This is a genomic window from Micromonospora sp. NPDC005172 (genome assembly GCF_040608555.1).
In the GTDB taxonomy this organism is placed as follows: Bacteria; Actinomycetota; Actinomycetes; order Mycobacteriales; family Micromonosporaceae; genus Micromonospora.
Map to the genome: position 1 here is coordinate 1 of NZ_JBEXIL010000097.1, position 8,524 is coordinate 8,524.

The following is an 8,524-nucleotide window of genomic DNA, read 5'->3' on the forward strand; positions in this document are numbered from 1 at the left end:
CGTTGCCGGTGCGCTGCAGGTTGGAGTCGCGCCGCCCACCGCTGCCGCCGTCGGCGAACGCCTCGTTCACCACGTCCCAGGCGTAGATCTTGCCCTGGAAGTGGGTGGCGACCTGGGTGACGTGGTTGATGGCGGCGTTACGCAGCGCGGTCCCGGACATGCCCTGCGCCCAACCCGGCTGCTGGGCGTGCCACAACAGCGCGTGCCCCCGCACGCTCATGCCGTTGGCCTGGGCATGGCTGACGAGACGGTCCCCACCGGTGTAGCTGAACCGACCCTGCTGGGGCTCGGTGGCGTCCCACTTCATCTCGTTCTCGGGGGTGACGCTGTTGAACTCGCCGTTGAGGATGCTGGTGTACTGGCCGTCGGAGAGCTTGCCCGTCGCGACGGCGGCGCCGAAGTAGCGGCCCTTCTCGGCCGCCGATGCCTTCAACGTCGTTCCGGCGCTGGCCATGGGTGCCAGCGCGACCGTGATACCCGCGGTCAGCGTGACCGCGAGGGTCGCCGTCGCCAGCAGATTCCTTCTCAATGTCATGTCGTTCCTCTTCGGTGGGTGCATCGGCGGTGGTGAGGTGCCACTTCGCTCAGGACGACCTGTTCCCGGCGGCGCACGTCGGCTGGGCCACGGAATCCGGGACGGTCATCCTGGCCCACCGCGCACCGACGCACGCGGGATCGACCGGCGTGCACCGGGAACCACACGAGTCCTGAGACGGCGTCCGCTGCCCGTGGGGACGCCGTACGTCGAGGCGCGACCGCGGGACCCGCCCGGTGAGCCACCGACGCCGCCGACCTCTGCATCGAGAGTGAGCGATAACATGCTGTTCGTCAAGACGTAACGAGCCGGCCACACGACGCCCCGCACGGCACCGGTTCGCGGAGCGCAGCTCATCGTCGCCACTCAATGCCGGTACGGGATCGGACCGGCGGGCCGTGCGTCTCGGACGCGGCGGACGGGCCGAACGCGAGCCTTGTTATCGCTCACAGGGCGGGCTGGGCACCCTGACCGGCGTCGATCCGCCGGTGGCAGGTGTAGCCGGAGTCCCGAGGGGGCAACAACCCGCGCATGGGTGGGACGCCACGGGTCGACGAGCGACTGCTCGGACAACGGCACCGGCGTGTCGAGCCGGGCCGGGCGCGATCGTCGCGGGCATCCGCGTGACACGCCCGAAGCACTGCCCGCCGCCGGCGGCGCTCGGCGCGGTGGCGCTCGGCGTGGTGGCGCTCGGCGCGGCCGCGCTCGCGGCGGCCCTGGGCGCGGAGCCCGCCGCAGCGGAGCCCGCCGCAGCGCAACTCGTCTCCGTCGATCTCGTCTCCCCAGCGCCGGTGCCGATGCCCAGCACCACCGGCTCGGTGGACGATCCCGGGGCACCAGGCATCGTCGGCTCGCTGCTGCGGGGCGTGCTCGAGACTCCGCTGCACATCGACCTGCCCCTGCCGACGGCTCTGCCCCTGCCGCTGCCGACGGCTGTCCCGCTGCCGACGGCCACCCCGCTGCCCCTGCCGACGGCCACCGTGCCTCGCCTGCCGACGACGGAACCGTCCGCACCCGCGCCCACTCGACCGCCTCGTACGCGACAGCCGTCCTCGCCACCCACCGCGCCCACACCGGTCGCCTCGTCGGCCACCCGCGCCACGCCGCCGGCGGCCCCGCCCCAGACGGTGCAGGCGTCCCGCGCCGACGGCGTCGACCGTCGTCTGCCGGCGCGCGAGCGGACGGCGATGACCGCCGCACCTGCGCCGACGCCGGTCCCTCCCGCTCCCCCGCTACCGGGACCACCGGCGCTGGTCCTGGCCTTCGTGTCCGCACCGACCAGCACGAGCGCCGGTGGTGCCGACCTGGCGGCGTCGGCCACCGACGGGCCGCCGGCCGTCGGGCCGCTGCACCGGGGACGCGCCGTCCTCCCCTTCGACAATCGAGCCACCGGTCGACCCGTGGAGCGGGGTCCCCCGCCACCACGGCAGCTCCTGATCGCCCATCCGCGTCCACGACGTTGATCAGGAGAGATCATGGAGCTAGCCGTCATCTGGGTACCCGCCCACATCGAGCCGTCGGAACACGCCATCGCGACGTGTCTGACCCACCTGCGCCGACATGAGTACCGGCTGAACGGGATCGTCCGCGCATCGTGGGAGACCGTCGAGCAGAAGATGGTCGACGGCGAGGTGGACGTGGTCGTCATCGCCGACCCCGCCCACCTTCCGCCGGACCGGTCGCCCCGGATCGAGGTGGCCGCGCCGCTGTCGCGCGCCGACGAGGACCACCGGACGCCCGGCACGCCGTTCGGCTGACACCACGAAGCGCTCCGTCCAGTCTGGACGGGGCGCTTCGTCGTACGGCCTGCCGGCCAGCTCAGTCGACGTTCGGCGCGGGCTCGGAGACGTGGGCGGTGACGATGCGCCAACCGGCGGGCAGGCGTACCCAGGTCTGGGTCTGCCGTCCGGTCGCGGCGCTGTCGGCGTACCCGAATCGGGTCGTCACGACCGCGAGGTCCGCGCCGAACGTGCTGATCCTCGGGTCGACCAGCCGGCGGCCCGCCGGCAGCGGTGGCTGCGCGGCCCGCCACTTGCGCTGCTCGTCGAGCCCGTACTGATGGTCGGCGATGCCGAACCGCACCGTCCGGTCGGAGTCCCAGAAGTACCCGCAGATCGCGTCGGCGTCACCGTCGACGAGCGCCCGCTCGTATCCCGCGAAGGCCGCCGCCACCTCGGCGACCACGTCCGTGCGATCGATCTCCATGCGGTGCCGTCCTCTCCATCGGTCCGGTCGGGCGGTTCAGCCACGCACCGCCGCGGGATGCTGTTCGGCGGGTTCCTGGTCGGTGGTGGGCGCGGCGGCACCGGGCGCCTCGTCCAGCTCGGCCTCCCCCGGGTCCGGTTCGCGCGGAGTGGGACGGCCGAGCGCGAAGACCGCGCAGATCACCGCGACGAAGAGATAGCCCAGGGCCACCTGCCCGTTGGCGTTCCACTCGATCCGCTCGCCGTGGATCAGCCCGATGAACGACAGCACCGCGCCGGAGGCGGCGAAGATCGCCGCCCGGACGAACCGCTTGTCGATGACGAAGACCACCACCGCGCCGAGCACCAGGCCGGCGAGGATGGCGCCCCGGCCGAGCACCAGCAGCCCGTCGTACACGACGCCGGCCCCGTTGAGCGCGTCGTCGCCGACCGCGGCCGCGCTGGTGCCGGCCGCCGCCAACGCGTTGTCGATCTGCCCGGTCGCCCAGGCCGCGATGTTCGGCACCAGCGCGGCGACCACGGCCGCCGCGTGCGCCCGTGGGGTCGCCTGGAACGCCTGCGCCCCGATCAGCAGGCCGATGTAGAGCAGGATCGGCACGATGGCCGCCGTCGGGAAGATGGCCGCGAGCAGCCCGAACATGCCGAGGAAGCAGAGCACCGCGATCACCACGCCGGTAGCCATCGAGTAGCCGCTGCGGCCACCCGCCGCCTTCCAGCCCGGGTGGCCGACGTAGACGGCGGGCGGGAACGGCGAGCCGAGCGCCGCGCCGATCACCGCGCCCGCGCCGTCGGCCAGCAGCACGCTGCGCAGGTTGTAGTTGTCCCCCGCCGTCGCCGCGCTCTCCACGTTCGTCATGCCCTCGGTGAAGTTGTAGACGCCGAGGGGGATGGCCGTCGCCAGCAACGGCGCCATGTCGGACAGCCCGGTGAACAGCAGGTCCAGCTTGAACGAGGGTACGGCGACCGCGATGTCCCGGGCGGCGGCCGTCACGTCCGGCACCGACATCGCACCGCCGGCCCAGCCGATGGCGGTGCCCACCAGCAGGGCCGCAAGCCCGATCGGAAAGTTGAACGGCAGCTTCACGTCGGTGAGCAGGCCGATCAGCAGCAGGGCGAGGACGGGTAGGGCCACCCAGGCCATCCGCCACATCTGCCCGGCCGGGTTCATCGAGATGAAGGTGATCGAGATTCCGGCGAGGGTGCCGAGCAGCGCCGCCCGGGGCGCGTACCGGCGGATGTAGGGCCCCACGAACGCGCCGATCAGCACGATCACGCCGATGATGAAGGCCCATGCCAGCCCGGCCTCCCAGGCCCGCACCGGGTCCTGGGTGCGCAGGTAGATCGGGAGCATGATGACGAAGATGACGATGAACATGTGCGGCACGCTCGGCCCGTACGGCAGGGCCGTCACGTCGGCGCGGTTCTCCCGACGGGCCAGACGGCGGGCCAGGTAGGTGTAGTAGATGTTGCCGGCGACCAGGGCGATGCCGAGCGCCGGCAGGATCGTGCCGAACACCTCCCCCTCGGGCAGCTTGACCACGCCGATGCAGAGCCCGGTCAGAGTGAGCACGTTGACCAGGACGTTGACGCCGAAACCGAAGAACGCGTTGGTGTCGCCGCGTACCCAGAACGGGAGCGGCACGACGGTGGGCTTCGTGGAGACCATGACTGCTCCCGGTCAGGAGGAGGGTTGCAACGCGGACGTGGTGGGCAACACGGCACGGACCTGCGTCGAGTCCGCGACCCACCCGAAGATCCCGCCCTGGGCGGCGATCATCTCGAGCCCGACCCGGTGGAACTCCGGGAAGTAGGACCCGACACAGTCGGCGAGCACGAGGCACTCGTACCCGCGGTCGTTGGCCTCCCGGACGGTGGTGTGCACGCACACCTCGGTGGTGACCCCGGCGACCAGGAGGCTGCGGATGCCCCGCTCGGCGAGCAGGACGTCCAGGTCGGTGGCATGGAAGGCGCCCTTGCCGGGCTTGTCGACGACCGGCTCGCCGGGCAGCGGCGACAGCTCGTCGATGATGTCGTGGCCGTACTCGCCGCGGACGAGGATCCGGCCCGTCGGCCCGGGATCACCGATCCGCTTGCTCGGCGTGCCCCGGTTGAGCTTGGCCGGCGGGCAGTCGGACAGGTCGGGAAGGTGCCCCTCGCGGGTGTGCACGACGGCCAGGCCGACGGCGCGGGCGTCGGCCAGCAGGGCCGCGAGCGGCGCGATGGTACGGCGTAACTGGCTCACGTCGTTGCCGAGGCTCGCACCGAACCCACCGGGTTCCAGGAAGTCGCGCTGCATGTCGATGACGAGCAGCGCCGTGGTCGGGATGTCGAAGGAGTACGGGCCGGGCCGCGCGTCGGCGATGGTCGGCATGGGCTCACCTCATTTCGCCGTGGCGGCGATGACGTCGTCGGATGTGGTGACGCAGCCGAAGACGCCGCCCTGCATGGTGACCATGTGCAGTGCCGCGTCGTGGTTGGCCTTGTCGGTGGCGCCGGTGCAGTCGGAGAGGATCAGGCACTCGTATCCCCGGTCGTTCGCCTCGCGCATGGTGGTGTGCACGCAGACGTCGGTGGTGATGCCGGTGAGGATCAGGTGGGTGATGCCCCGGGTCCGGAGCACGAGGTCGAGGTTGGTGGCGTAGAAGGCACCCTTGCCCGGCTTGTCGATGATCACCTCGCCGGGCAGCGCGGCGACCTCGGGCACGATCTCCCACCCCGGCTCGCCCCGGACGAGGATCCGGCCGGCCGGACCGGCCCCGCCGATCTCCGCGCCGATGCGGGCCGAACGCCAGCGCTTGTTGGCCGGCAGGTCGGACAGGTCGGGGTCGTGCCCCTCCCGGGTGTGCACGACCAGCATCCCGAGCGACCGGGCGTGCTCCAGCAGCCGGGCGGTGGCCGGCAGGCCGGCCCGGGTGAGACCGATGTCGTAGCCCATCGCGTCGACGTAGCCGCCCGGCCCGCAGAAGTCGGTCTGCCAGTCGATGCAGAGCAGCGCGGTCCGCGCGGTGTCGGCGACACCGTCGTACGGCCACGGATAGGGGTTGGCCGGTACCGGCCCGATGCTTGCCATCCTCTCGCCTCCTGTCGTGATCGCTGGTACGGCCCGGGTCAGCGCCGAGCCGCGGCCGAGCGGCGGTAGGCCCGCCATCCACCGCTGGCGCTGATGTCCTCGGCCGGAGGGCCCGCGGCGTACGCCTCGCAGAGGAAGCCGAGGACGTCCCGCCCGTCGTGCAGTCGGACCCAGCCGAGCGACAGGGGTGCCGGCACGCCGGCCAGCAACCCACCGAGCGCGGCGCTGGGCAGTCGCCACAGCTCGACCTCGATCGGGTGGCCTGTCGGGGTCTCCGGCGCGACCCGGACCAGTCCGGGCAGCCCTTCGCCGTCGGCGGTGTCCATCCGGTAGAGCCGGTAGAGCGGCGCGGTACGGGCGACGCCGGCGAGGACCGCGCCGCGCCCGAGCAGTTCGCCGTTGCGGGACTCGCCGGCCAGGTGCCGGCCGACCACGGCGATCAGCACCTCGGCCGGGGGCGCGGCGGACGTCGCGCCGACCGCCGGTCCTGGTATCGCGTCGCCGCCCGTGGTGAGGGTCGCGGCCAGCCGGGCCAGGGTGGTGTCGCTGAACGCCGGGCCGAGCAGGGTCAGGCTCGCCGGTCGGCCGGCGGGGGTGAAGCCGTTGGGTACGGTCACCGCGGCCAGGTCGAGCAGGTTGGCGAACTGGGTGTAGCGGCCGAGCATGGCGTTGCGCCCGATCGGGTCCTCGGCGATCTCGTCGAGCGTGAACGTGGTGCCGACGGTGGGCACGACGAGCACGTCGACGTCCTCCCAGAGGTGGTCGACCTGGGCGCGCAGCTCACGCAGGCGGTGCCGGCCCCGGAAGGCGTCGACCGCGTCGTACCGCAGGCCGGTCTCCAGCACGGCCCGGGTCACCGCCAGCACCGACTGCGGACGCGTCCGCAGGAAGTCACCCAGGCCCACGAGCCGCTCCGCCACCCAGGGCCCCTGGTAGAGCAGGTCACCCGCCGCGAAGAAGGCGGCGAGTGGCACCGACCGCAGAGATCCGACGAGGGTACGCAGCAGTTGCACGCCGGCGGCGAAACGGGCCTCCTGCCCGGCGTCGCCGAAGAACTCGAGGTCTTCTGCCCACGGCACCCCGAGGCGTAGCGTCCCCGGCATGCGGGCAACCACCCGCTCCGCCGGCAACGGACGTCCCCACGGGTCGGCCGAGGTGACGCCACGGGCGGCGTGCAGCACGTCGACGGCGCCCGCCACGTCGGGAGCGAAGACCGACACGCAGTCGAGCGAGCGGCAGGCGGGCACCACACCGGCCGTGCTGAGCAGACCACGGGTGGGCTTGACGCCGACGATCCCGTTCAGCGCCGCCGGCACCCGGCCGGAGCCGGCGGTGTCCGTACCCAGGGCGAAGCTGACCTGGCCCGCGGCGACCGCGACCGCCGAGCCGGAGCTGGAGCCGCCGGAGATGAGGCCGCCACCGAAGACGCTCTCGCAACTGCCGTACGGCGAGCGGGCGCCCGTCAGGCCGGTGGCGAACTGGTCCAGGTTGGTCTTGCCGACGAGCAGCGCGCCGGCGTCGAGCAGTCGGCGCACCACCGGCGCGTCCTCGGAGGCCACGTATCCGAAGTCGGGGCAGCCCGCCGTGGTCACCAGGCCGGCCACGTCGATGTTGTCCTTGACCGCGAAGGGGATCCCGTACAGGGGTGACGCGGGATCACCGTGGCGGGTCAGCGACTCGGCTCGGGCCCGCAGGTCGCCGGCCGGCACGGTGCTGATCCAGACCGGCCCGTCGGCGCTGAAGGCCAGCCCGTCGAGCACGCGTTCGGCCTGGTCCGTCGGGGTCAGGCGGCCCTCGCGGTACGCCGTCCGCAGGTCCGAGATGGATCCGACTGGCTTTGGCATACTGTCGATTGTCGACCGTTCTGTTACAGCGAGCGGCGCGTTCTGTAACGGGGACATGACGGCCTGCGCGCCCGGCTGCCGGCCCTAATCCAGATAGGAGCGCGCGCCGTGCCCGGACAACACGGCGAGAACCTCCTCGGGGTCTCCCCCGGCGACCGCCTCGAACAACCGCTCGTGCCGGTGGACCCCGTCCGACGGCTGCGCCGCCTCCGCCTCACGCCGCAGGTTGATCGCCATGTAGAGCTGCAACTTCACCAGGATCGAGCCGTACACGGCGGAGAGCTGACGGTTGCCGGCGAGCGCGACCAGCGCGACGTGGAACGCCCGGTGCGACTCGGCGACCGCCATCCGGTCGCCGGCCCGGGTCGCCTCCCGCATCGCTTGAAGCGTCGCCCGTAACCCCGCCAGGTCGCTCTCCCTGGCCACCGGGATCCCCGCCCGCACCGCGAATCGTTCGAGGACGTCCCGTAGCTCGTACAGCTCCCGCACGTCGCGGTCGGAGAGCGTCGCGACCCGGACGCCTCGTCGGGGCACGTGCTCGACCAGCCCCTGCTGGGCCAGCAACCGCAGCGCCTCCCGCAGGGGCGCTCGGCTGATCCCGAGCCGACGGGTGAGCTGCTCCTCGACGAGGCGTTCGCCCGGATCGCTCTTGCCGCTGAGGATGTCCCGGGTCAGCCGGGAGACGGCGAGGTCCACCAGACTGACGCTCTCCAGCTCACCGTCCATCGTCGGTGCGGCCATGTCGTTCACGCTGACGAGTCTGCCACCCGTCGCCCTACGAGCGGCGCGGGCGCGTCCCCTCGGCCCGGCGACCGCTTCGGCCGCGCCGGGCCGACCACGAGCGTGCCGCCCGCCGTGTGCGGCGGGCGGC

9 protein-coding genes are annotated in these 8,524 nt (G+C 72.6%); 2 read left to right on the forward strand and 7 right to left on the reverse strand.

Features of this window, described 5'->3' with window-relative positions:
• On the reverse strand, nucleotides 1-535 hold a 535-nt coding region (locus ABZV06_RS31615), incomplete at its 3' end, for an endo-1,4-beta-xylanase (protein ID WP_355243594.1).
• Between the two features lie 623 nt (nucleotides 536-1,158).
• Between ABZV06_RS31615 and ABZV06_RS31620 the strand changes: the two genes are divergently transcribed.
• Nucleotides 1,159-1,998, forward strand: a complete 840-nt coding sequence (locus ABZV06_RS31620; protein WP_355625918.1) for a hypothetical protein — start codon at nucleotides 1,159-1,161, stop codon at nucleotides 1,996-1,998.
• A gap of 12 nt (nucleotides 1,999-2,010) precedes the next feature.
• The gene (locus ABZV06_RS31625; protein WP_355243600.1) at nucleotides 2,011-2,292 is read left to right on the forward strand and encodes a hypothetical protein; all 282 of its coding nucleotides are present in this window, start codon (nucleotides 2,011-2,013) and stop codon (nucleotides 2,290-2,292) included.
• Between the two features lie 61 nt (nucleotides 2,293-2,353).
• Here ABZV06_RS31625 and ABZV06_RS31630 read toward each other — a convergent pair whose 3' ends face one another.
• The 6 genes from ABZV06_RS31630 to ABZV06_RS31655 form a co-directional block, all read right to left on the reverse strand.
• Nucleotides 2,354-2,740 carry an AtzH-like domain-containing protein gene (locus ABZV06_RS31630; protein WP_355243603.1) on the reverse strand — a complete coding sequence of 129 codons (387 nt, stop codon included), beginning with the start codon at nucleotides 2,738-2,740 and terminating at the stop codon, nucleotides 2,354-2,356.
• Between the two features lie 36 nt (nucleotides 2,741-2,776).
• Entirely contained in the window at nucleotides 2,777-4,405 is a 1,629-nt protein-coding gene (locus tag ABZV06_RS31635) for a regulator (protein WP_355243606.1), read from the reverse strand.
• A 12-nt stretch (nucleotides 4,406-4,417) separates the two neighbouring features.
• A complete protein-coding gene (locus ABZV06_RS31640) occupies nucleotides 4,418-5,110 on the reverse strand; it encodes an isochorismatase family cysteine hydrolase (RefSeq protein ID WP_355243609.1) in 693 nt (230 codons plus the stop codon).
• A gap of 9 nt (nucleotides 5,111-5,119) precedes the next feature.
• Entirely contained in the window at nucleotides 5,120-5,809 is a 690-nt protein-coding gene (locus ABZV06_RS31645; protein WP_355625920.1) for an isochorismatase family cysteine hydrolase, read from the reverse strand.
• A 38-nt stretch (nucleotides 5,810-5,847) separates the two neighbouring features.
• Complete coding sequence (gene atzF, locus ABZV06_RS31650) at nucleotides 5,848-7,653, reverse strand: allophanate hydrolase (RefSeq protein WP_355625922.1); 1,806 nt, start codon at nucleotides 7,651-7,653, stop codon at nucleotides 5,848-5,850.
• 84 nt (nucleotides 7,654-7,737) lie between these two features.
• A complete protein-coding gene (locus ABZV06_RS31655; protein WP_355625924.1) occupies nucleotides 7,738-8,394 on the reverse strand; it encodes a GntR family transcriptional regulator in 657 nt (218 codons plus the stop codon).
• Between the last annotated feature and the right edge of the window lie 130 nt (nucleotides 8,395-8,524).

Excerpts from the sequence above, each read along its gene's own strand:
- ABZV06_RS31625 (WP_355243600.1), top strand. The coding sequence starts at position 2,011 with ATGGAGCTAGCCGTCATCTGGGTACCCGCCCACATCGAGCCGTCGGAA.
- ABZV06_RS31630 (WP_355243603.1), bottom strand. The coding sequence starts at position 2,740 with ATGGAGATCGATCGCACGGACGTGGTCGCCGAGGTGGCGGCGGCCTTC.
- ABZV06_RS31635 (WP_355243606.1), bottom strand. The coding sequence starts at position 4,405 with ATGGTCTCCACGAAGCCCACCGTCGTGCCGCTCCCGTTCTGGGTACGC.
- ABZV06_RS31640 (WP_355243609.1), bottom strand. The coding sequence starts at position 5,110 with ATGCCGACCATCGCCGACGCGCGGCCCGGCCCGTACTCCTTCGACATC.
- ABZV06_RS31645 (WP_355625920.1), bottom strand. The coding sequence starts at position 5,809 with ATGGCAAGCATCGGGCCGGTACCGGCCAACCCCTATCCGTGGCCGTAC.
- atzF (WP_355625922.1), bottom strand. The coding sequence starts at position 7,653 with ATGCCAAAGCCAGTCGGATCCATCTCGGACCTGCGGACGGCGTACCGC.
- ABZV06_RS31655 (WP_355625924.1), bottom strand. The coding sequence starts at position 8,394 with ATGGCCGCACCGACGATGGACGGTGAGCTGGAGAGCGTCAGTCTGGTG.